A 23049-nucleotide genomic window follows, 5' to 3' on the forward strand; every position below is an offset into this window, starting at 1 on the left:
CGAGTCATTCCGAATGCTGACGGTGTGTCTGGGAACGCAGACAGGGCGTCCAAGATTCGTTGTGTGACGAACAACCTAGACGCCCTGCTGACCGCACTGTACGTGAAGATCGACGACGAGATCGGAGGTAGCCGATGGCTTGGCCGACCGCCGCAGCTGACGGATTCTGAGCTGGTCACCCTTGCCGTCGCCCAGGCGCTGCTGGGCTACACCTCGGAGTCGCGCTGGCTGCGGTTCGTGGACTCCCGACTGGGAGCGATGTTCCCGTACGTGCCCAGGCAGCCGGGCTGGAACAAGCGGCTGCGGGCAGCGTTGCCACTGGTCAAGAGGGCAATACGACTGCTGGCCGTCGATACGGACTTCTGGTTCGACAACCACTGGATCATCGACTCCACACCGGTGGAGTGCGGCCGCTCGCGTCCGACGGTGAAGCGGTCGGACATGGCCGGCTGGGCCGGATACGGGTACTGCGCCTCGCACTCCCGGTTCTTCTGGGGCCTGCGCCTGTTCCTGGTATGCACCCCGACCGGGATGCCCATCCTGTGGGCACTGGCGAACCCGAAACTGGATGAGCGGGAGGTGCTGTCGGCGATGCTGGACCGCGAACCGCACCTGTCCACGGACCGGCCGAGCCTGCTGGTGATCGCAGACAAAGGCTTCGCCTCCAAGGAGTTCGAGGCCGATCTGGCCTTCCGGGGCGCGGAGTTGCTGCGTCCTTCTTTCAAGCGCGAGAAGAAGCGCAGGGGCGAGAGCCTCCTGAAGTCGGTGCGACAGCTGATCGAGTCGGTCAACGACACCCTCAAAGGCCAGCTCGACCTGGAACGGCACGGTGGACGGACCTTCGAAGGTGTCGCCGTCCGCGTCGCCCAACGCATCCTCGCGATGGCCGCCGCGATCTGGCACAACCACAAGACCGGCCAGCCCGTCATACGATCCTTGATCGCTTATGACCACTGACCACATCGGAATGACTCGTCTAGCCGCCGCACCGCACCCCAGCCCCCGAAGAACTTCGGCCCGGCCGCCGCACGGCGACCGGGCCGGGCGGCCCCCGGTCAGCGGGGTCCGCGACACTGGAAAAGCGCCACCTGTACGACGCATCACCCCGTACCACCTGGAGGAGTCCGACGATGAGCAGCACCGAGTACCCGGCAGCAGGCGGCAGCCAGCCACGCGGCCCCGTCGACTCGTCCCGCGTCCCGCGGTACGCGGGCCCCGCGACCTTCGCCCGGCTGCCGCGCCTCGACGAGGTCGGCAGCGCCGACGTCGCCGTGGTCGGCGTGCCCTTCGACTCCGGGGTCTCCTACCGGCCGGGCGCCCGCTTCGGCGGCAACGCCATCCGCGAGGCCTCCCGCCTGCTGCGCCCGTACAACCCGGCGCAGGACGCCTCCCCCTTCGCCCTCGCCCAGGTCGCCGACGCCGGTGACATCGCGGCGAACCCGTTCAACATCAACGAGGCCGTGGAGACGGTCGAGGCGGCGGCCGACGAGCTGCTCGGCACGGGTGCCCGCCTGATGACGCTGGGCGGCGACCACACCATCGCCCTCCCGCTCCTGCGCTCCGTCGCCAAGAAGCACGGCCCGGTGGCCCTGCTCCACTTCGACGCGCACCTCGACACCTGGGACACCTACTTCGGCGCCGAGTACACGCACGGCACGCCGTTCCGCCGGGCGGTGGAGGAGGGGATCCTGGACACGGAGGCCCTCTCCCACGTCGGCACCCGCGGCCCGCTGTACGGCAAGCAGGACCTCACCGACGACGAGAAGATGGGCTTCGGCATCGTCACCTCGGCGGACATCTACCGCCGGGGCGCCGACGAGGTCGCCGACCAGCTGCGCCAGCGCATCGGCGACCGCCCGCTGTACATCTCCATCGACATCGACTGCCTCGACCCGGCGCACGCCCCCGGCACGGGCACGCCGGAGGCCGGTGGCATGACCTCCCGCGAGCTGCTGGAGATCCTGCGCGGACTGTCCTCCTGCAACCTGGTCTCCGCGGACGTGGTCGAGGTCGCGCCCGCGTACGACCACGCCGAGATCACGGCGGTGGCCGCGTCCCACACGGCGTACGAACTGACGACGATCATGTCCCGCCAGATCGCGCAGGCCCGTAAGGACGGCGAAGCGAAGTGACCCACGACCACGACCTGGTTCTCCGTCCGTCGGCGGCGCAGACGGAGGCCGCGCTGAATCCGCCCCCCGGCCGCAACGGCGGAGACCTGGTCGTGGAGACCCTCTCCGGTCTCGGCGCCACGACCGTCTTCGGCCTGCCCGGACAGCACGCACTGGGCATGTTCGACGCCCTGCGCCGGTCCTCGTTGCAGTACATCGGCTTGCGGGTGGAGAACAACGCGGGGTTCGCGGCCGACGCGTACGGCCGCATCACGGGTGAGGCCGCACCGCTGCTGCTCTCCACCGGCCCGGGTGCGCTGACCTCCCTGGCCGCGCTCCAGGAGGCCGCCGCGGCCTCCGCCCCCGTCCTCGCCATCAGCAGCCAGATCCCCACCGCCGGGCTGGGCGGCGGACGCCACGGCTATCTGCACGAACTCCCGGACCAGCAGGCGTCCTTCAGGGGTGTCGTCAAGTCCGTCCACACGGTCCGTACGCAGTCGCAGATCCCCTCCGCCATCGCGGCGGCCTGGGAGTCGGCGCTGACCGCCCCGCACGGCCCGGTCTGGGTGGAGATCCCGCAGGACGTCCTCCTCGCCGAGACCCACCTGCCGCAGGTCACGGCGATGGACGCGACCCCGGAGGACGTCGTCCCGCGCCCCGAACTGACCGCGCTGGCGGCCCACTTGCTGTCCTCTGCGGCCCGCCCCGCGATCATCGCGGGCGGCGGGGTCGTACGGTCGGACGCGTCCGGCAAGCTGAAGTCGCTGGCGGGGAAGTTGAACGCGCCGGTCGTCACCACCTTCGGCGGCAAGGGCGCGTTCCCCTGGAACCACCCGCTCTCGCTCCAGTCCTGGCTGGAGGACCGGCACACCACCGACTTCCTCGAGGACGCGGACGTCCTGCTGGTCGTCGGCTCCGGTCTCGGTGAACTGTCCTCGAACTACCACACGTTCAAGCCCCGCGGCCGGGTCATCCAGATCGAGGCCGACCTCGGCAAGCTGGAGTCCAACCACCCGGCGATCGGCATCCACGCGGACGCCCGGCTCGCGCTCTCCGCGCTCCTGGAGACCGTCGAGGAGCGCCCCGACGCGACGGCGGCGGACCGCGTACGCGCGCTGCTCGACCGGGTGGGCGAGCGCATCGCCGCGCAGGAACTCACCCTGGAACAGGAGGTGCTGGCGTCCGTGCGCCGGGCCCTCCCGTCCACCTCCCCGTCCTTCTGGGACATGACCATCCTGGCGTACTGGGCGTGGTCCGCCTTCGACCCGCGCGGGAAGAACACCATGCACTCCGCCCAGGGCGCGGGCGGCCTCGGCTACGGCTTCCCGGCGGCCCTCGGCGCGGCGGCGGCCGATCCCACCCGCCCGGTCCTCGCGGTCTCCGGCGACGGCGGCGCGTTGTATTCGATCGCCGAACTCGCCACGGCGAGGCAGTACGACCTGAACGTCACCTGGCTGATCGTCGACGACGGCGGCTACGGCATCCTGCGCGAGTACATGACCGACGCCTTCGGCCAGGCCACGGCGACGGAGCTGGCCCGCCCCGACTACGTGGCGCTGGCCGAGTCCTTCGGCGTCCCGGGGGTCCGTACGACCCCCGAGACACTGGAGGAGGACCTGGCGAAGGCCCTGGCGACCCCCGGCCCGTCCGTGGTGCTGCTCCCGGCGGTACTGCGGATGTTCGCACCCACCCACCTCGGGAGCTGACGGCCCGGTCGACCGGCACAGCCGTCTACCAGATCGCGTCCACCCACTCCGGGTGGTCGATGAACGGGTTGCGGTTGTGCTGGTAGGTGTCGTAGATGACCTGGTTGCGCTTCTCCTCGAAGGCGCTCGGCGGGTCCTCGTCGCTCCACTCCTTGAGCACGGAGAGCTTCCCGATGTACGGGTTGCTTCCGTTGCTCACCTTCTCGTTGGGCTCGAGGTCGGCGAAGCCGTCGCCGCCGTCGTAGCGGACGGCCATGTAGAGGATCATGCGGGCCACGTCGCCCTTGTCCGCGTCGCGGGGCTCGAACGAGTCGGAGTCGGTGAGGCTGCCGCCCCCGCCGCTGACCGAGCTGCCGCCGTTGTCGAAGTCCTTGTTGCCACGGATGCTGTTGACCTGGACGTCCGCGGGACGCAGGTGGTGCAGGTCCGTGCCGGGACCGGTCACCTCGCCGAAGTCGCCGTGGGACTTGGCCCACACGTGCTCGCGGTTCCAGTCGCCGACGTCCCCGCCGTTGAGGGACTTGGCGCGCGAGGTGCCGCTGTACAGCAGGATCACGTTGTTGCTGTTGTTCGGGTCCTGGTCGGTGACCATGAGCGCGTTCCAGACCGCGGAGTACGAGATCTTGGTCTGGCTGCTGATGATCGTGTGCAGCGAGGACTTCAGGGCGCTGCCGGTCTTGCCGACCGCGTTCTTGTAGTACGTGCTGTCGTACGCGGTCGTCGTGGCGCTCGCGGGGGTGGCGGTCATCGTCGGCAGGGTGAGGCCTACCAGGACGGCTGAGGTGGTCAGCGCCAGCGTCTTCCAGCGGCGTATGTGCGTGGCGGGCATGGTGGGGGCGTCCGATCTACGCGGGTTGAATGGGCGGGCAATCGGAGCGTGACATGGACATGCGTTTCTGGGAATGAACGGGAGATGTCGGTTGTGTATCGGACGCCGGCAAGTCGCTTGCCGCGTACGCGATATGAGATGCCAGAACGCCCCTGACCGGGGGTGACTCGGTCAGGGGCCTTCTGGGCGTGCGGGGGAGTGGATCAGTTGAGGTCGGACGGGTCCAGGCGGTAGAGCGTCGACGTCTGGGTGGTGGACGACGAGGAGCCCGAGGAGCCCGAGGAGCCCGAGGAGCCCGAGGAACTCGACGACGTCGATGACGAGCTCTTGCTGTAGGCGCTCTCCTTCACCGCGGTGGCGTTCTTCTGCACCCAGGCGGTGACCGCGGAACTGGTGCTGTTGTTGCCGCCCATTCCGCCGCCCATGCCCGAGCCGCCGACCTGGATGTAGTGAAGCTCGCCCTTCTTCACCAGCTCCTTGAGCTTGGCGACCGTCATGCCCTTGTCGGTGCCGGTGAAGCCGTACATGGAGATGACGGGCTTGTGGGTGCTCAGGATCAGCTGCCCGGCGCTCTGCGAATTGGACACCGCGAGCAGCCACTTGGCGCCGTCCTGGTGCTTCTCCAGGTACGAGATCAGCTCGCTGTCGGTCTCGCCGCCCATGCCGCCCCCGCCGCCGCCCGCGCCGCCACCGGGGAAGCCTCCCGTGCCGCCGGACCGGCCGCTGGTGCCGTTCGGAGGCGTACCGGTCTGGCCGCCCGTGGGGGCGCCTTCCTGACCCCCGGGTGCGCCGCCGCCCTGGGGCAGTTCGCCGTTGCCGCCGGGGAAGCCGCCCTGCTGACCGCCCGCCTCGGCGTTCTGGCCGCCCTGCTGGGTGCCGCCGGGCGCCTCGCCGCCGGGGGCGTTGCCGCCGCCGAAGCCGCCCCGGCCACCGCCCGGACCGCCGCCGCCGAAGCCGCCGTTGCCGGTGGAGGGCCCGGCGGTCGGGTTGGTGCCGCCCATGCCGCCGCCCGCGCCGCCCGCACTGGCCGGGACGGCGAACGAGTACGCCGCCGGGCCCGCGAGAGCCGCGACGACCGCCGCCGCCAGGGACGCGGCCAGCAGCCGTACGCGGTTGCCGGAGCGGAAGACGAACAGGCCGACGACGGCCAGCGCCATGACCACCGCGATGGCCGGCCACAGCCAGGTGTTCCAGTCGGTGGCCCGGCGCAACAGCACGACCGCCCAGATGCCGGTGACCGCGAGCCCGGCGGGCAGCACCCAGGACCAGCGGACGTCACCGCCGCGCAAGGCACGGAACAGCATGACGCCGCCGCCACCGCACAGGGCCGCGATGCCAGGGGCGACCGCGGTCGTGTAGTACGGGTGCATGGTGCCTTCGGCCGTGGCGAACGTCAGGTAGTGCAGCAGCAGCCAGCTGCCCCACAGCACCAGCGCCGCACGGGTCGGGTCGATGCGCGGGGCGCGCCCGCACAGCACCAGGCCGCCGGCGAGGGCGATGCCCGCGAAGGGGATCAGCCAGGAGATCTGGCCGCCCAAGATGTCGTTGAACAGTCGGCCGAGGCCCGCGGAACCGGAGAAGCCGCCGCCGCCTCCTCCGCCACCGCCGTTGCCCTCGCCGCCGAGGACCCGGCCCAAGCCGTTGTAGCCGAAGATCAGGTTCCAGGCGGTGCCGTCCGTCGAACCGCCGATGTAGGGACGGTCGTCGGCGGGCACCAGCGAGACGGCCGTCGCCCACCAGAAGCTGGACACGGCCAGGGCCACGGCGGCCAGCAGCAGGTTGCGGATCCGCTTCGCCCAGCCGAGGTGCGACGCGTACAGATAGACCGCGAAGACGGCGGGCAGCGCGATGTAGCCCTGGAGCATCTTCGTGTTGAAGGCGAGCCCGAAGCAGACCGCCGAGCCGAGCAGCGGCAGCAGCCTGCCGTCGCGGGTCGCGCGCAGTCCGAGGGCCGCGCCCGACACCATCAGGAGGAGGAGCAGGGTGTCTGGGTTGTTGTCGCGGTTGATGGCGACGGTGATCGGGGTGAGCGCAAGCACGAGCGCGGCGAGCGCGGCGGCGGCGTGGCCGAACACCCGCTTCACGGAGGAGTGAAGGATCCAGATCGTGCCGAGGGCGGCCACGATCATCGGCAGCATCATCTGCCAGGTGCCGAAGCCGAAGATCCGGCACGACAGGCCCATGACCATGAGTGCGAGCGGCGGCTTGTCGACGGTCAGGAAGTTGCCCGCGTCGAGCGAGCCGAAGAACCACGCCTTCCAGCTCTGGGTTCCGCTGTAGATCGCGGAACTGTAGAAGCTGTTGAGGCCGGAGCCGGACAGGTTCCAGGAGTACAGCACTGTGGCCAGCACCATGATCGCGATCAGGGCGGGGAGTGACCAGCGGGGGGCGGCGGGGGTGGGCGACGGCTCCTGGGTCGGCTCGGCGGCCGGTACGCCGGGGGCCACGGAGGGGCCGGGAGCCGGGGGCAGTGGGTCGGTGGCAGATGTCACCAGTGCACCGTGCACACCGCCGATGGGTACGGGCTGTGCTCTGTCTGGGGGTGAGCTGTGGATGGATGAGATCCCGGTAAGAGAACGTCGAGCCCTAACCGCGGTCCGGCGGGGAGAGCCAGGGAGCGAGCAGGTCTCTCATCAGAGAGGCGAAGGCGCCGTCCAGGGCGTCTTCCCGGCGCTGGTCGTTCACGGCTTCGGGACAGAGGGCGGCAGGGCGGGCGATCCAGAGGATCTTCCAGGTCATGGAGTTCAGTGCGGGGTCGCCCCAGATTCCGCCGTTCGGGACGAGCGGGTGCAGCAGATCGCTGACCCGTTCCAGCGCGAGCCGTACCAAAGGGCCCTCGGTCGCTGTGTGGGCCGCGATGAAGGCCGTGGGTGAGGAGCGGGCGACGGCGGCTGTGGTCGGATGGCGGCGGATGTTGCGAACGACGTGTGCCAGATGGTCGGTGATCCCTGGAACCGTTCCATCGCTGGGGCGGGTGCGGTGCGCCGCGTCGAAGGCGACGGCGAGTTCGGCCTTCAGCGCGAGCAGGTGCAGCGCGGAGGCGGACTTCCAGTTGGCGTAAAGGAAGTTTCGTGACGTGCCGCAACTGCGCGCGATGGCGGTGAGGGACACATCCAGGCCGTCGGCGCGCATGAGTTCGCGCACTGTGGCGACCACCTGGGCCGTGCCGTAAGGGTTGCGCTCGTACGCGAATCCAGGGCTCATGACACCAACTGTGCAAAAAGGTGTGAGCAGCCGGGGGGTGATTGTCACTGGTCCACTCAAATGAGCGACGCGTGAGCGATGGGGGCGGGATTGTGCACGGTTTCGGGCGGAGGTAGTGCTGACGCGGGGGCGATGCCTTCCCCGAATCATCACCGCCTGTTGTCGCCGACACGGAAAGCCGGGGCACCCGGCCGAATCCTCATCCGTAGAACGCGCGTACAACTTTCGGCCACTCACGCGAGTCATGAGAGGCGAGTGCGCCACGGGCGCGCTCGTACTGGTTCAAAGGGGATGGGGAACCTCCATGACTCACCGGATATCCCGGCGGGCCCGTGTGCTCGCGGCGAGCCTCGGCGCCGGGGTGATCGTGCCGTTCGCGGCGGCCGCCGCACCGGCCGCCGCCACGGCGCCACAGGTCAGCTGTACGTCGAACAAGGCGGGCCTGGCCACCAAGCTGCAGAAGGACATCACCACGGCGCTCAAGGGCCGCGCCGGTACCGTCGCCGTCGGTCTCTACGACCGTACGACGAAGACCACCTGCACCCTGCGGAGCAGCACGGCGTACGACTCCGCCAGCGTCGTCAAGGCCACCGTGCTGGCCACGCTGCTGTGGGACGCCAAGAAGCACAACCGGTATCTGACCAGCCGCGAGCAGACTCTCGCCACGGCAATGATCACCAAGTCGGACAACAACGCCACCAGCACGCTGTGGAAGCAGCTCGGTGTGACCAAGGTGAAGGGTTTCCTCGCCGCCGCGGGGATGACGCAGACCAAGCCGGGCGCCAACAACTACTGGGGTCTCACCCAGATCACGGTGCGGGACGAGCAGAAGCTGCTCGCGCTCCTCACCGCCAAGAACTCCGTGCTGAGCGACAGCTCCCGCGCCTACGAGTTGAAGCTGATGGGCAAGGTCATCTCCTCGCAGCGCTGGGGCACTCCGGCCGGAGCGCCCTCCTCGGTCGCCGTGCACGTCAAGAACGGCTGGCTGTCGCGCGCCACGCACGGCTGGCGGGTGCACAGCGTCGGCACCTTCAACGGTGCGGGCCACGACTACATGATCACCGTGCTCACGCAGGACAACAGCACCATGCAGTACGGCGTCAACACCATCCAGGCCGTCGCCAAGGCCATTCACAAGGACTTGGTGCCGGCGCCCTCCACGACGAGCTCCGCGACCAGCTCCACGACCGGCGCGAGCGTGCAGCGGTACGTGCCCACGAGCAACCCCCAGGAAGCGATCCCGGCGGTTCCGTCCGTGGGCTGACGCTTCACGAGGCGGCCTCCCGCGCGTCACCGAGTCGCCCTACGGTGACCGGCATGCGCCTGAGATCCGTACTCGCCACCGTCACCGCCGGCCTGGCGGCGGCCACGTCCCTGACCGCCGCCGGGCCCGCCGTCGCCGACACCCGTGCCTGCTCGCCCGCCGTCTCGATCACGAGCTACTCCGACGCCCTCGACAAGACCACGTACGACGGCACCTTCGTCGGCAACCTCTCCGCGCTCGCCGTCGACCGCGGCGGCCGGATCGCCGCGCTCTCCGACCGGTCCTCGCTCTTCACCCTGGACCGCAGGACGGCGAAGCAGACGACCGTCGTGAACCTGGTCGACGAGAAGGGCGCCGCGCTCGACTCCGAGGGCCTGGCCGTGGACCGGGACGGCACCCGTCTCGTCACCTCCGAGACCGAGCCCTCCGTACGCCGCTACGAGCGCGACGGCACTCTCGTCGGGAGCCTCCCCATGCCGGACGCGCTCAAGGTCACCCCCGCGGGCCGCGCCACCTCCAACCTGACCTTCGAAGGGCTCACCCTCCTCCCCGGCGGTCACACGCTGCTCGCCGCCATGGAGGGGTCACTGAGCGGTGACACCGGCGGCATCGTGCGCTTCCAGACCTGGGACCGCACCATCCGGCACCACGACTTCCGGCTCTCCGCCCAGTACGGCTACCGCACCGACACCGGCCTCGGCGTCTCCGAGGCCCAGGCCACCTCCGACGGCCGCCTCCTCGTCCTGGAGCGCGGCTTCACCGCCGGCGTGGGCAACACCGTCCGTCTCTACCTCGCCGACCTCCGCCACGCCACGGACACTCGCCGCATCGACACCCTGACCGGCCAGGACGGCGTGCGGCTCGCCCGCAAGACGCTCCTCGCCGACCTCGTGAACTGTCCTTCACTGGGCGCCCGGGCCAAGCAGCCCCAGCCCAACCCGCTCCTCGACAACATAGAGGGGCTGACGATCACCGGCCGCACCGCGGACGGCCGTCTCACGCTCCTGCTGGTCAGCGACGACAACCAGAACGCCGTCCAGACCACCCGCCTGTACTCCCTGAGTGCCCGCCTGCCACGCACGGTGAACGGCTGATTATTGCGGAGGGATGAAATCCGCTTCGTTCGGCGTTGGTGCTTTGCGGTGGAGTGAGATCTACGGAAGGCACCGGTGTGGCAGTGGAACAGAGCGAGGCCGGGCAAGGAAAGCCCGGCTGGGCGCGGCGACTGGCCGGGTACGCGTGGCGCTACCCGAAGGACGTCCTGCTCGCGCTCGGCTCCTCCCTCGCCGGCATGGCCGTCATGGCGATCGTCCCGCTGATCACCAAGGTGATCATCGACGACGTCGTCGGGAACCACAGCAAGGCCATGGCGCCCTGGGCGGGCGGGCTCATAGCCGCCGCCGTCCTCGTCTACGTCCTCGCCTACATCCGCCGCTACTACGGTGGCCGCCTCGCCCTCGACGTCCAGCACGACCTGCGGACCGAGATGTACGAGACGATCACCCGGCTCGACGGACGACGCCAGGACGAGCTGTCGACCGGCCAGGTCGTCGGCCGTGCCACCAGCGATCTCCAGCTGATCCAGGGCCTGCTCTTCATGCTCCCGATGACCATCGGGAACGTGCTGCTGTTCCTGATCTCTCTCGGGATCATGGCCTCGCTGTCCCTGCCCCTCACGCTGGTCGCGCTCGCCGTCGCCCCCGCCCTCTGGGTCGTCGCCAAGCGCAGCCGCTCCAAGCTGCACCCCGCCACCTGGTACGCGCAGGCGCAGGCCGCCGCCGTGGCGGGTGTGGTCGACGGCGCCGTCAGCGGCGTACGCGTGGTGAAGGGCTTCGGGCAGGAGGAGCAGGAGACCGGGAAGCTCCGGGACGTCGGGCGGCGGCTCTTCGCCGGGCGGCTGCGGACCATCCGGCTCAACGCCAAGTACACCCCGGCCCTCCAGGCCGTGCCCGCCCTCGGTCAGGTCGCGATGCTCGCGCTGGGCGGCTGGCTCGCCGTACGGGGACAGATCACGCTCGGCACGTTCGTCGCGTTCTCCTCGTACCTCTCCCAGCTCGTGGGACCGGTGCGGATGCTCGCCGTGGTCCTCACCGTCGGACAGCAGGCCCGTGCGGGCGCCGAGCGCGTCCTCGAGCTCATCGACACCGAGCCGTCGATCAAGGACGGCACCAAGGTCCTCCCGGCCGACGCGCCCGCGACCGTCGAGTTCGACGACGTGTCCTTCTCGTACGAGGACGCGCGGCCGGTGCTCGACGGGCTGAGCTTCGAGATCCGGCCGGGCGAGACCCTCGCCGTGGTCGGCTCCTCCGGCTCCGGCAAGTCGACGGTCTCGCTGCTGATGCCCCGTTTCTACGACGTGACGCACGGCGCCGTCCTCATCGGCGGGCACGACGTCCGCGAGCTGACGCAGGAGTCGCTGCGTGCCGCGATCGGACTGGTCCCCGAGGACTCCTTCCTCTTCTCCGACACCGTGCGCGCCAACATCGCCTACGGCCGTCCGGAGGCGACCCAGGAGGAGATCGAGACCGCGGCCCGCGCCGCGCAGGCGGACCGTTTCATCGCCGAGCTGCCCGGGGGCTACGACACCAAGGTCGGCGAGCACGGCCTCACGCTCTCCGGCGGCCAGCGCCAGCGCGTCGCCCTCGCCCGCGCCATCCTCACCGACCCGCGCCTGCTCGTCCTCGACGACGCCACCTCCGCCGTGGACGCCCGGGTCGAGCACGAGATCCACGAGGCCCTCAAGGGGGTCATGGAGGGCCGCACCACCCTCCTCATCGCCCACCGCCGCTCCACCCTGAACCTCGCCGACCGCATCGCCGTTCTCGCCGACGGCCGCCTCGCCGACATCGGCACGCACGAGGAACTCCAGCAGCGTTCCCCGCTGTACCGCCGGCTGCTGACCGACCCGGACGAGCTGGGCGGCGTCTCGCCCGGTCACGCCCAGCCCGCGGTGCCCCAGGAGGACACCTCGGTACGGGACGAGCTGGACGCCGAGTTCGACGCCGAGCGCGGGGTCACTCCCCGCCTGTGGACGGGCGACCGGGAGCCCAAGGACGACGCGCTGTCCGGCATGCCCGCCACCCCCGAGCTCCTCACCCTGGTCGAGGCGCTGCCCCCGGCCACCGACATCCCCGGCATCGACGAGGCGAGTGCGGTCAGGCCCGAGGAGTCGTACGGGCTGCGCAGGCTGCTGCGCGGCTTCGGGCTTCCGCTGCTGGTCAGTCTGGGTCTCGTGGCCGTGGACGCGGGCATGAGCCTGCTGCTGCCGGTGCTGATCCGGCACGGCATCGACCAGGGCGTCACCCGGATGGCGATCGGCGCGGTGTGGGCCGCCGCCGCGCTGGCCCTGGTCACCGTGCTCGTCCAGTGGGCCGCGCAGATCGGCGAGACCCGGATGACGGGCCGGACCGGCGAGCGGGTCCTCTACTCCCTGCGTCTGAAGATCTTCGCGCAGCTCCAGCGCCTCGGGCTCGACTACTACGAGCGGGAGCTGACCGGCCGGATCATGACCCGGATGACGACGGACGTCGACGCGCTGTCGACGTTCCTCCAGACGGGCCTGGTCACCGCCTGCGTCTCGGTCGTCACCTTCTTCGGCATCATGGGCGCGCTGCTGGTGATCGACGTACAGCTCGCGCTGGTCGTCTTCATTACCCTTCCGCCGCTGGTCATCGGCACGTTCTTCTTCCGCCGGGCGAGCGTGAAGGCGTACGAACTCGCCCGCGAGCGGGTGTCCGCGGTCAACGCCGACCTCCAGGAGTCGGTCTCCGGACTGCTGATCCTGCAGGCGTTCCGGCGCGAGCGCTCGAGCGGGCGGCGGTTCGCGGAGGGCAGCGACAGCTACCGCAAGGCGCGTATCCGCGGCCAGTGGCTGATATCGGTCTACTTCCCGTTCGTGCAGCTGCTGTCGTCGGTCGCGTCGGCCGCGGTGCTGATCGTGGGCGCGCACCGGGTGGACGCCGGCACCCTCACGACGGGCGCGCTGGTCGCCTACCTCCTCTACATCGACCTGTTCTTCGCCCCCGTGCAGCAGCTCTCGCAGGTCTTCGACGGCTACCAGCAGGCCACGGTCTCGCTGGGCCGCATCCAGGAACTGCTCCAGGAGCCGACCTCGACGAAGGCCGCCGACGAACCGCTGGAGGTCCTCTCCCTGCGGGGCGACATCGCCTTCGAGAACGTCGACTTCGCCTACGGCGACGACGAGGAGGCGCTCAGCGGTGTCTCGCTGAACATCCCCGCCGGACAGACCGTCGCCTTCGTCGGCGAGACCGGCGCGGGCAAGTCGACGCTGGTGAAGCTGGTCGCCCGGTTCTACGACCCGACGGGCGGGCAGGTGACCGTCGACGGCACGGATCTGCGCTCGCTCGACCTGACCTCGTACCGGCACCGGCTCGGCGTCGTCCCGCAGGAGGCGTACCTCTTCCAGGGGACCGTCCGTGACGCCATCGCCTACGGGCGTCCCGACGCGACCGACGCCGAGGTGGAGTCCGCGGCCCGCGCGGTCGGCGCCCACGACATGATCGCCACGCTCGACGGCGGCTACCTCCACGAGGTCGCCGAGCGCGGCCGCAACCTCTCCGCGGGCCAGCGCCAGCTGATCGCGCTGGCCCGCGCCGAACTCGTCGACCCGGACGTGCTGCTCCTCGACGAGGCGACGGCGGCGCTGGACCTGGCGACGGAGGCCCTGGTCAACCAGGCCACCGACCGCCTCGCCGGCCGTCGTACGACCCTCGTCGTCGCCCACCGTCTGACGACGGCGGCCCGCGCCGACCGTGTCGTGGTCATGGACCACGGCCGCGTCGCCGAGGACGGCACCCACGACGAGCTCCTCCAACAAGGCGGCCACTACGCGGAGTTGTGGAAGACGTTCGTCGGGGCTCCGGAGGAGGAAGAGCCGGTGCCTTCGTCGGCCTGAGCCGGAGCGTGCCCCGGACCTCTCAGCTCTTCGCCTTGATGTCGGAGATCTTCTTCGTGGCCAGGTCCGACCGCACGGTCAGATAGGTGTAGGTGGGGTGCTGGGCGGAGCCCCAGGTGAGGCGCACCGTCGACCAGGTGTGGCCCGCGCCGCTGTCTCCCGCCGTCACCTTCCAGGCGCTCGGCACGTTCTGCGCGCGCAGCACCCCGTCGGCGTGCTCGCGGCTCTCCCACTTCGCCAGGCGGGTGCGGAGATCCTTGGTCAGGTAGAAGGTGCGCAGTTGGGAGTCGAGGCGGCCGCTTCCCTCGTCGGTGACCGCGTCGATGTAGGCGCCGTAGAAGTCGGCCACCCGGTCGTAGGCGGGACCGTTGGCGCCGCTGCGGGCGGGTGGGGGGGCGCTGGATCCGGCGAACGCGGGCACGGAGGCACCCGCCGCGGCGAGGAGTGCCGCGGCGACGAGCGCGCCGACGGCCGTACGTGAACGTGACGTGCGGGACATGGCTGAGCACCTTTCGTTCGTTTTCCGACCAGTTGGACACCGAACAAAGGGGTGTGGTTGCCCCAAAGGGGGAAGAAAACCTCGCTTGGGTGAACGCAACCATCCGACGTACGCCCTGCGTCCGTACACCAGTACGCTGAATGGCCGGGGGAGGGACGACAGTGGACCGTGGTGGTGCGATACGCCGGCGCCTGGCGCTGGGCCTTGCGGTGTTGACCGCGGCCGGGTTGATGGCGCTGATGAGTCCGGGCAGTGCGCAGGCGGCGGGCTCGTACTGTTCGGGGCGCAAGGTCCGTACGCTCACGTTTTCGACCGGCTCCGTCCAGGTCTACAAGCGCGACGGCTATGTCTGCGCGGTGACCGTCCCCAAGAAGCAGCAGTCACACAGACGGCCGATGTCCGTCAGCGTGCAGGCGCGCGGCAACCGGCCCGTGGTCGACCAGGGCAGCTTCTCGCACCACGCGGGCCCGGTGACCGTCCACGCGGGCCACCGCTGTGTCCGCATCAAGGGTTCGGTCGGCTCGGGTTCGGTGAGCTCCGGCTGGATCCTCTGCTGAGCCGGCCGAGGCACTGCCCTCTCCGAGGGTTTTCCCCATGTCCCCTGGTGCGCCTGTGAGTTGCTCCGATAGCTTCCAGCGCACATCCGTTTCACAGGGGAGTGTGCATGCGCAAGGCGCTCAGATGGCTGCTGGCGCTCACGGTGCTCATAGGCACGTTGAGCACGGCAGGGGCGGCCACCGCCGCCCAGCCGGAGGCCGCACCAGGCACCACAAGCACGGACACCGACATCAAGGACCGGCTGCTCGCGATACCGGGCATGAGCCTGGTCGAGGAGAAGCCGTACACCGGCTACCGCTTCTTCGTTCTCAACTACACCCAGCCGATCGACCACCGGCACCCGTCCAAGGGCACGTTCCAGCAGCGGATCACCGTGCTGCACAAGGACGTCTCCCGCCCGACGGTCTTCTACACCGGCGGCTACAACGTCTCCACGAACCCCGGCCGCCGTGAGCCCACCCAGATCGTGGACGGCAACCAGGTCTCGATGGAGTACCGCTTCTTCACCCCGTCGCGGCCCGCCCCGGCCGACTGGTCGAAGCTCGACATCTGGCAGGCGGCGAGCGACCAGCACCGCATCTTCGAGGCCCTGAAGCCGATCTACCGTCAGAAGTGGCTCTCCACGGGCGGCTCGAAGGGCGGCATGACCGCCACGTACTACGAGCGCTTCTACCCGCGCGACATGGACGGCGTCGTCGCCTACGTCGCCCCCAACGACGTGGTGAACAACGAGGACTCGGCGTACGACCGCTTCTTCGAGAACGTCGGCACCAAGGAGTGCCGCGACAAGCTGGACGCCGTGCAGCGCGAGGCGCTGGTGCGGCGCGCACCGCTGGAGAAGAAGTACGAGGCGTACGCCGCCGAGAACGGCCTCACCTTCACCACCATCGGGAGCCTCGACAAGGCGTACGAGGCGGTCGTGCTCGACTACGTGTGGGGCTTCTGGCAGTACAGCCTGCTCTCGGACTGCGACTCGATCCCGGCCGACGCCGCCCACGCCACCGATGACGCGATCTGGAACTCCGTCGACACCATCTCCGGCTTCTCGGCCTACGCCGACCAGGGCCTGGAGACGTACACGCCGTACTACTACCAGGCGGGTACGCAGCTCGGCGCGCCCACGATCCACTTCCCGTACATCGAGAAGAAGTACATCCGCTACGGCTACCAGCCGCCGCGGAACTTCGTGCCGCGCTCGATCGCGATGAGGTTCCAGCCGTGGGCCATGGCGGACGTGGACTCCTGGGTCCGCCACCACGCCGACCACATGCTCTTCGTCTACGGCCAGAACGACCCCTGGGGTGCGGAGCGCTTCCGGCTCGGCAAGGGCGCGCGTGACTCGTACGTCTTCACCGCTCCCGGCCTGAACCACGGTGCCAACGTCGCCGGTCTCGTCCCCGACGAGAAGGCCCTCGCGACGGCCCGCATCCTGGAGTGGGCCGGTGTCGCCTCGGCGACGGTCCAGGAGAACCCGTCGGCGGCCAAGCCGCTCGCGAAGTTCGACGCGAAGCTGGACCAGCGCGACATCGAGCGCGAGCCCACGCTGCGACCGTAACCCGGTTCAACGGCCGTGACCCGGTTCACCGGCCGCGACCCGATTCATCGGCTGCGTCCGCCCCTCGGCTACACCGGGCGGGCGCAGCCCACGGGTTTGTCGCCGCCCAGTTGGACATAGAGGTCCGTGGACGACGGGCACCTGGCGCGGTCGACGACCGCCGATGTCACCTTGTACTCCGGGGACTTCTCTCCCTTGCCGTCGCACGCGGTCTCCCGCACCTGACCGTCGCCCGAGCTGTAGACGCAGTCGCCGACGATGGTGCGGGGCCCGCCGCCTCCGCCCGGGTCGCCGGGGTGCGGGGCCTCCAGCTTGCGCATGCAGGCGTAGCCCTGGGGGACGACCCCGTCGCCGTTCTCGTCCGAGGCGGGCCGGGTCTCGCTGATGTGCAGCACGAAGTCCGTGGTCGCGGGGCACAGCGGCCCGTCGGCCACCTTGCCGTCGTAGCGGGCGATCACCCGCGCCGCGGCCCGTTCGCTGCTGCAGGGCACCTCGGTGAAGCTGGTCGTCCCGAAGGAGCTGCACTCGTCGACCGCGAGGAACACCGCCCCGTAGCCGGAGGGCCGCGTCGATGTCGTCCCCGCGCTGGGTTCGGCGCTCCCCGAGTCCGACCAGCGGTCGCAGCCCGCGAGCGCGGCGACGGCCAGCAGCAGCGCGCACACCACCCCAACGGAACGCCGACCCGACGAGTTGGCTCGCATGGCTTCCCCCCGATACCCCCGCCCAGCGTGACCCGTCGCAACGGGCACACGCCAGACATCCGGGGTGCTTTGCGTCCTTTGGGGGTGGTGCGCGGGGTGTGCGGCGTAGGGCCGGTACGCCAATCCCCACGCGAGCCGGTACGTCAGCCCCTACCGGACCTGGTACGTCAATCCGTATCCGATCGGATACAGCACCTTCGCGGGATCGTCCGCCCGGTCCACGGCCACTGGCAGTTTCCCGCGGGGCCTCGCGGCGCCCCCGATCACTCGGGCGGCGGCGCGCAGTTCGACGTCCGTCCAGGAGTAGGTCGCCAGGTAAGCCCGCACGTCAGGGAGTTGAGCCACGTCGTACGGGTTGCGGATCGCGATCGCGACCAACGGGACGCCGGTGGCGAGGAGCCGCTCGACGAGGGTCTTCTGCGACCCGGTCGCCGTCACGTTGTACGTGCCGACGACGACCGCGTCCACGCCTGCGGCCGCCGCCACCGCCTGGTCGATGCCCTCCGCGGAGGGCGTCGTTCCGGTGGACAGCGCCGTCGTCGTGAATCCCAGCTCGGTGAGAGCGGTGGCGAGGACGGTCGTGGGCGGTCCGTCGGTACCGGACGGCGAGGCGGGATCGGCGCCCACGACGAGGACGCGTGGGGTGCGCCGGCGCGAGAGCGGGAGCAGACGCTCCTCGTTGACCAGCAGTGTCGTCGTGCGCTCGGCGATCCGGTCGGCCGTCCTGCGGTGCGTCGCGGTGCCGACCGTGTGGTCGACGCCGGCGTCGGTGACGTACGGATTCTCCAGCAGGCCCAGCTTGGCCTTGAGGCGCAGGACGCGCAGGACGGACTCGTCGAGCCGGGCCTCGGTGAGCTCGCCGCCGTGCACGGCGCTCAGGACCGCGTTCCAGGCCACCTCGATGGACGGCGGGTTGAGGAGCTGGTCGACACCGGCCTTGAGTGCCAGTACGGGGACGCGGTCGTCGCCGTACTTCGTCCGGACGCCCTCCATGCCGAGCGAGTCGGTCACCACGAGCCCGTCGTAGCCGAGTTCCTCGCGCAGGATGCCGGTGAGGATCGGGTGGGAGAGCGTCGCGGGGTCCCCGGACGGGTCGAGGGCCGGGACCATGATGTGGGCGGTCATGATCGAGTCGACGCCGGCGCGGATGGCGGCGCGGAAGGGCACGGCGTCGAGGGTCGACCACAGCTCGCGGCTGTGCGTGATGACGGGGAAGCCGTAGTGGCTGTCGACGGCGGTGTCCCCGTGCCCCGGGAAGTGCTTCGACGTGGCCGCGACCCCGGCGCTCTGGTAGCCCTTCACCTCGGCCGCCACCAGCCCGGCCACCGCGTCCGGATCGGCGCCGAAGGAACGTACGCCGATGACCGGGTTGGCCGGGTTGACGTTCACGTCGGCGACCGGGGAGTAGTCCTGCCGGATGCCGAGGGCGCGCAGTTCGGCGCCGCCGATCCGCCCCACCGCACGGGCGTCCTCCCGCGAGCCGCCCGCGCCCAGCGCCATCGCGCCCGGGAACAGGGTCGCGGGCTTGCCCACCCGGGCCACCGCTCCGTACTCCTGGTCGGTGGAGATGAGGACGGGCAGCCCGCGCGGCTGGTCCAGGGACACCTTCTGGATGCCGTTCGAGAGGGCGGCGATCTGGTGCGGGTCGCGGGTGTTGTGCGCCCAGGTGAAGTAGATGATCCCGCCGACGCGGTATTTGGCGATCAGCTCGGCGGCCGTCCGGACGCCCAGCTCCTCGAGGTTGGTGTCGATGTCGGCCTGGTCGGGCGCGGTGGCCGAGTGCCCGTACACCCGCATCACGAAGAGCTGGCCGACCTTCTCCTCCAGCGTCATACGGGAGACGAGCGCTCGGAGTGACGATTCGTCAGGGCGGTCTGCGGCGTCCTCGGCCGCCCGGACGGGGGTGGTGCTCAGGGCCAGGGCCGCGGTGGTCCCGGCGGTGGCGGCGAGAACGGTACGTCTGGTTGGCCTGGAAGACCTCGATGGCCGCACGTGCGCTCCTCCCTCGTGAAGGAAACTTCCGAGGGGTCACGAATATCCGGGAAGTTTCTTCCAGTCAAGGGTGTGCACAGTATCCCGAGGAGGGGCCGTCACCGGCGCAGTTGGAGGGGGGCGCGCCGGTGACGGCGTGCTGCCGGCCGCAGGCGGCGGAGAGGGTGGTCAGCGTTCGCAGCCAGCAGCGAGGCCGACACCGCTCTGCGGAGACTCATCCGGCAGCATGCGGATTGGACGAACCGGCACGGGTCGGGGTTCCCCGGTTTCCGCCGGTTCGGGGAATTGGTGCGGGTGGGGCGAATGGGTGGGACGGTTCGACGGCGGCTCGCTCGGGAAGGGCGGCGGCTCGCGCGGGAGGGTCCATTTGGCGGACGCTCCGGCGCATGACCGGGTCGGGGAGCCAGCATGAGGGCATGGCCGTCGTAGACATCCCCGGTTCCAAGTCCATCACCGCGCGTGCGCTCTTCCTGGCCGCGGCCGCCGACGGGGTCACGACCCTCCTGCGGCCGCTCCGGTCGGACGACACGGAGGGCTTCGCGGAGGGCCTGACCCGGCTCGGCTACCGCGTCGGCCGCACCCCGCACGCCTGGCAGGTCGACGGCCGCCCCCAGGGACCGGCGGCCACCGACGCCGACGTGTACTGCCGGGACGGCGCGACCACCGCCCGCTTCCTGCCGACCCTCGCCGCCGCCGGACACGGCACCTACCGCTTCGACGCCTCCGCGCAGATGCGCCGCCGCCCACTGCTCCCGCTCACCCGCGCCCTGCGCGACCTCGGCGTCGACCGGCGGCACGACGAGGCGGAGGGCCATCACCCGCTGCGGATCGCGGCGGCCGGGGTGGAGGGCGGTGACGTGACGCTCGACGCGGGCCAGTCCTCCCAGTACCTGACGGCCCTTCTGCTGCTCGGCCCGCTGACCCGCAAGGGCCTGCGCATCACCGTCACGGACCTGGTCTCGGCGCCGTACGTCGAGATCACGCTCGCGATGATGCGGACGTTCGGCGCGTCCGTGCGCCGGGAGGGTGAGGTGTTCGTGGTCTCGCCCGGCGGCTACCGCGCCACCACCTACGCCATCGAGCCCGACGCCTCCACCGCGAGCTACTTCTTCGCCGCGGCGGCCGTGACGGGCCGCGCGGTGACGGTCCCGGGCCTGGGGACCGGCGCGCTCCAGGGCGACCTGGGCTTCGTCGACGTACTGCGGCGCATGGGGGCGCGCGTGGAGGTCGGCTCCGACGGTACGACGGTCACCGGCACCGGCGAACTGCGCGGCCTCACGGTCGACATGCGGGACATCTCCGACACCATGCCGACGCTCGCCGCGATCGCGCCCTTCGCCACGGGCCCGGTCCGTATCGAGGACGTCGCCAACACGCGCGTCAAGGAGTGCGACCGCCTGGACGCCTGCGCGGAGAACCTCCGGCGGCTGGGCGTACGGGTGGAGACCGGGCCGGACTGGATCGAGATCCACCCCGGTGCGGATCCCCTCACGAGCGCGGAGATCAAGTCGTACGGCGACCACCGCGTCGTCATGTCCTTCGCGGTGACCGGACTCCGCGCGCCGGGCGTCTCGTTCGACGACCCCGGCTGCGTACGGAAGACGTTCCCGGGTTTCCACGAGGCTTTCGCGGCCTGGGCGGGCCCGCTGGGGATCAGCGGGGGTGATCGGCGGGGGTGATCAGTGGGGTGATCAGTGCGGGATGTCGTCGATCAGTTCGCGGGCGCCCTGGCGCAGCAGGGCGACGGCGACCGAGGTGCCCAGGGTCGCGGCGTCGAGGCGGCCCGCCCACTCGTGGGCGTTCAGCACGGTCTTCCCGTCGGGAGTGAACACGCAGGCCCGCAGCGAGAGTTCGCCACCGCGGTCGGCCTTCGCGTAACCCGCGATCGGCGAGTTGCAGTGGCCCTGGAGGACATGCAGGAACATCCGCTCCGCCGTGGCCTCGCGGTGCGTGTTCGGGTCGCCGAGGTCGCTGATCGTCTCGATCACGTCGGTGTCGCCCTCACGGCACTGGAGGGCGAGGATCCCCGCCCCGATCGGCGGCATCATCGTCTCGGGCGACAGGATCTCCGTGATCACGTCCGCCCGGCCGATCCGCTGCAGCCCCGACACCGCCAGCAGCAGCGCGTCCGCCTCACCCGCCGCCAGCTTCTCCAGCCGACGGTTGGCGTTCCCCCGGAACGGCACGCACTCCAGGTGCGGATGCGAGGCGGCGAGTTGCGCGCCCCGCCGTACGGACGACGTACCGATCCGTGTACCCGGCGGCAGTTCGTCCAGCGTGCGGCCGCCGGGGTGCACGAGGGCGTCCCGGATGTCGTCGCGGGCCAGGAACGCGGCGAACATCGTCCCCGCGGGGAGGGGACGGTCCGCGGGGATGTCCTTCACACAGTGCACCGCGAGGTCCGCCTCGCCGGCCAGCAGCGCCGCGTCGACCTCCTTGGTGAACGCGCCCTTCCCCTCGACCTTGGCCAGGTCGCCCATCCACTTGTCACCGGTCGTCTTCACGGGCACGACCTCGGTGCGGATGTGCGGATGGATCGCGCCCAACTCGGCACGGACACGCTCCACTTGGGCCAGAGCCATGGGCGAGTCGCGGGAGACGATACGGATCAGTTCCGGTGCCGACATGGGGTCCACGATAGCCCGTCGCCGAGGGGCAGCGAGCCGCAGGAAACGGGCCCGGCGTGGCCCCGCGCCCTCGGAACCGGACCTAGGCCGAGTCGTTCAGGAGGCGTCCGAGGTGCTCCCGGCCCGGCCCCAGCAGCTCGGGAAGCGGCGCGGCCTCCTCGTACCACCGCTTCTCGTACTCCCAGCACAGCCAGCCGTCCCAGCCCTCCCGCGAGAGGAGTTCCACACAGTCGGCGAGGGGCAGGACGCCCGCGCCGAGGGGGAGCGGGGTGGTGTCCTCGGCGGAGGCGATGTCTTTGACCTGGACGTAGCCGAGGTAGGTGCACAGGGCCGCGTACGTCGCCGGTGGCTCCTCGCCGCCGAGCCAGGTGTGCATGACGTCCCACAGCGAGCCCACGTGGTGGTGGCCGACCAGCCCCAGGATCCTGATCGCGTCCGCGCCCGTGCGGTGCGAGTCATGGGTCTCCAGCAGGATCCGTACGCCCAGATCGGCGGCGTACTCCGCCGCGGTCCCGAGCCGCCGCGCCGCCGTCGCGTCCGCCTCCTCGGTGCTCTGCTCGGAACTCGCGCCCGGGAAGACCCGTACGAACGGGGCGCCCAGGTCGCGGGCGAGGTCGAGAAGCTCCCTGATCTCGCCGATGACGGCGTCGTCGTCACCCGGCGCCGCCACCCGCGCGTACCCCGCCAGGCCCAGGATCTCGATGCCGCCCGCCTTGAACTCGGCGACGACCTCGTGCCGCTCGGCCGCCCCGATGCCGGGGTGCACCGGTTCCTCGGGGTGCGCGCGCAACTCCACACCGTGGTAGCCGTGCGTGGCGGCGAGTCGTACGACGTCGGGGATGGGAAGCCCGGGCACGCCGAGCGTGGAGAAGGCCAGCTTCATGTACATGGACCTTACTCGCGCGCGCCCCGCGTGCTGCCATCGGCCGTTGCCGGGTCGTTGTCGGGCGGTCTTCGCGTCGGCGTCGGTCCGGAACGTCGACTTCGACGGGGTGATGGGAAAGGTCGGATTCGACGCGAACGGCGACGCCGTGTCCCAGACGGTGACCGTCTACGGCCTCAGCGGCGGTAGGTGGAAACCCGTGTGA

General features: G+C 70.6%; 18 protein-coding genes. 10 read left to right on the forward strand and 8 right to left on the reverse strand.

Annotation, left to right across the window (positions count from 1 at the left end):
- Nucleotides 1-63 precede the first annotated feature (63 nt).
- The 3 genes from OG568_RS32080 (at nucleotide 64) to OG568_RS32090 (ending at nucleotide 3817) form a co-directional block, all read left to right on the forward strand.
- On the forward strand, nucleotides 64-957 hold the full coding sequence (locus tag OG568_RS32080; RefSeq protein ID WP_329532835.1) for an IS982 family transposase: 894 nt from the start codon (nucleotides 64-66) through the stop codon (nucleotides 955-957).
- A 173-nt stretch (nucleotides 958-1130) separates the two neighbouring features.
- The gene (gene speB, locus OG568_RS32085) at nucleotides 1131-2132 is read left to right on the forward strand and encodes an agmatinase (protein WP_266413764.1); all 1002 of its coding nucleotides are present in this window, start codon (nucleotides 1131-1133) and stop codon (nucleotides 2130-2132) included.
- Nucleotides 2129-3817, forward strand: a complete 1689-nt coding sequence (locus tag OG568_RS32090; RefSeq protein ID WP_329534053.1) for a thiamine pyrophosphate-binding protein — start codon at nucleotides 2129-2131, stop codon at nucleotides 3815-3817. Before speB ends, OG568_RS32090 begins: the two co-directional genes overlap by 4 nt.
- A gap of 25 nt (nucleotides 3818-3842) precedes the next feature.
- Here the strand turns inward: OG568_RS32090 and OG568_RS32095 are convergent, their stop codons facing one another.
- The 3 genes from OG568_RS32095 to OG568_RS32105 form a co-directional block, all read right to left on the reverse strand.
- Complete coding sequence (locus OG568_RS32095) at nucleotides 3843-4646, reverse strand: endonuclease I family protein (protein ID WP_329534054.1); 804 nt, start codon at nucleotides 4644-4646, stop codon at nucleotides 3843-3845.
- Nucleotides 4647-4849: 203 nt separating this feature from the next.
- The gene (locus OG568_RS32100) at nucleotides 4850-7138 is read right to left on the reverse strand and encodes an ArnT family glycosyltransferase (RefSeq protein WP_329534055.1); all 2289 of its coding nucleotides are present in this window, start codon (nucleotides 7136-7138) and stop codon (nucleotides 4850-4852) included.
- A 94-nt stretch (nucleotides 7139-7232) separates the two neighbouring features.
- Complete coding sequence (locus OG568_RS32105) at nucleotides 7233-7850, reverse strand: hypothetical protein (protein WP_329534056.1); 618 nt, start codon at nucleotides 7848-7850, stop codon at nucleotides 7233-7235.
- A gap of 304 nt (nucleotides 7851-8154) precedes the next feature.
- Here OG568_RS32105 and OG568_RS32110 point away from each other — a divergent pair, with 304 nt between their 5' ends.
- The 3 genes from OG568_RS32110 (at nucleotide 8155) to OG568_RS32120 (ending at nucleotide 14029) form a co-directional block, all read left to right on the forward strand.
- The gene (locus tag OG568_RS32110; RefSeq protein ID WP_266582591.1) at nucleotides 8155-9114 is read left to right on the forward strand and encodes a serine hydrolase; all 960 of its coding nucleotides are present in this window, start codon (nucleotides 8155-8157) and stop codon (nucleotides 9112-9114) included.
- Nucleotides 9115-9167: 53 nt separating this feature from the next.
- Nucleotides 9168-10208 carry an esterase-like activity of phytase family protein gene (locus OG568_RS32115; protein ID WP_329534057.1) on the forward strand — a complete coding sequence of 347 codons (1041 nt, stop codon included), beginning with the start codon at nucleotides 9168-9170 and terminating at the stop codon, nucleotides 10206-10208.
- A gap of 77 nt (nucleotides 10209-10285) precedes the next feature.
- Nucleotides 10286-14029: an ABC transporter ATP-binding protein gene (locus OG568_RS32120; RefSeq protein WP_329534058.1), complete on the forward strand. Its 3744-nt coding sequence runs from the start codon at nucleotides 10286-10288 to the stop codon at nucleotides 14027-14029.
- A 22-nt stretch (nucleotides 14030-14051) separates the two neighbouring features.
- Here OG568_RS32120 and OG568_RS32125 read toward each other — a convergent pair whose 3' ends face one another.
- Nucleotides 14052-14528 carry a hypothetical protein gene (locus tag OG568_RS32125; protein WP_329534059.1) on the reverse strand — a complete coding sequence of 159 codons (477 nt, stop codon included), beginning with the start codon at nucleotides 14526-14528 and terminating at the stop codon, nucleotides 14052-14054.
- A 140-nt stretch (nucleotides 14529-14668) separates the two neighbouring features.
- Here OG568_RS32125 and OG568_RS32130 point away from each other — a divergent pair, with 140 nt between their 5' ends.
- Both OG568_RS32130 and OG568_RS32135 read left to right on the forward strand, forming a co-directional pair.
- Nucleotides 14669-15085 (forward strand): hypothetical protein, encoded by a 417-nt coding sequence (locus OG568_RS32130; protein WP_443077797.1) that lies wholly within the window; start codon nucleotides 14669-14671, stop codon nucleotides 15083-15085.
- Nucleotides 15086-15192: 107 nt separating this feature from the next.
- On the forward strand, nucleotides 15193-16641 hold the full coding sequence (locus OG568_RS32135) for a S28 family serine protease (RefSeq protein WP_329534060.1): 1449 nt from the start codon (nucleotides 15193-15195) through the stop codon (nucleotides 16639-16641).
- 68 nt (nucleotides 16642-16709) lie between these two features.
- Here OG568_RS32135 and OG568_RS32140 read toward each other — a convergent pair whose 3' ends face one another.
- Both OG568_RS32140 and OG568_RS32145 read right to left on the reverse strand, forming a co-directional pair.
- Nucleotides 16710-17342, reverse strand: a complete 633-nt coding sequence (locus OG568_RS32140) for a hypothetical protein (RefSeq protein ID WP_329534061.1) — start codon at nucleotides 17340-17342, stop codon at nucleotides 16710-16712.
- 150 nt (nucleotides 17343-17492) lie between these two features.
- The gene (locus OG568_RS32145; protein ID WP_329534062.1) at nucleotides 17493-19334 is read right to left on the reverse strand and encodes a glycoside hydrolase family 3 protein; all 1842 of its coding nucleotides are present in this window, start codon (nucleotides 19332-19334) and stop codon (nucleotides 17493-17495) included.
- Between the two features lie 416 nt (nucleotides 19335-19750).
- Here OG568_RS32145 and aroA point away from each other — a divergent pair, with 416 nt between their 5' ends.
- A complete protein-coding gene (gene aroA / locus OG568_RS32150) occupies nucleotides 19751-21013 on the forward strand; it encodes a 3-phosphoshikimate 1-carboxyvinyltransferase (RefSeq protein WP_329534063.1) in 1263 nt (420 codons plus the stop codon).
- Nucleotides 21014-21025: 12 nt separating this feature from the next.
- On the opposite strand, the gene hemC is transcribed toward aroA, so the two are convergent.
- Entirely contained in the window at nucleotides 21026-21961 is a 936-nt protein-coding gene (gene hemC, locus OG568_RS32155; protein WP_329534064.1) for a hydroxymethylbilane synthase, read from the reverse strand.
- 82 nt (nucleotides 21962-22043) lie between these two features.
- Nucleotides 22044-22844, reverse strand: coding sequence for a sugar phosphate isomerase/epimerase family protein (locus OG568_RS32160; protein WP_329534066.1), 801 nt, complete (start codon nucleotides 22842-22844; stop codon nucleotides 22044-22046).
- Between the two features lie 46 nt (nucleotides 22845-22890).
- Between OG568_RS32160 and OG568_RS32165 the strand changes: the two genes are divergently transcribed.
- Nucleotides 22891-23049, forward strand: a complete 159-nt coding sequence (locus tag OG568_RS32165) for a hypothetical protein (protein ID WP_329534067.1) — start codon at nucleotides 22891-22893, stop codon at nucleotides 23047-23049.

The sequence above is a fragment of the Streptomyces sp. NBC_01450 genome, from assembly GCF_036227505.1.
GTDB lineage: Bacteria > Actinomycetota > Actinomycetes > Streptomycetales > Streptomycetaceae > Streptomyces.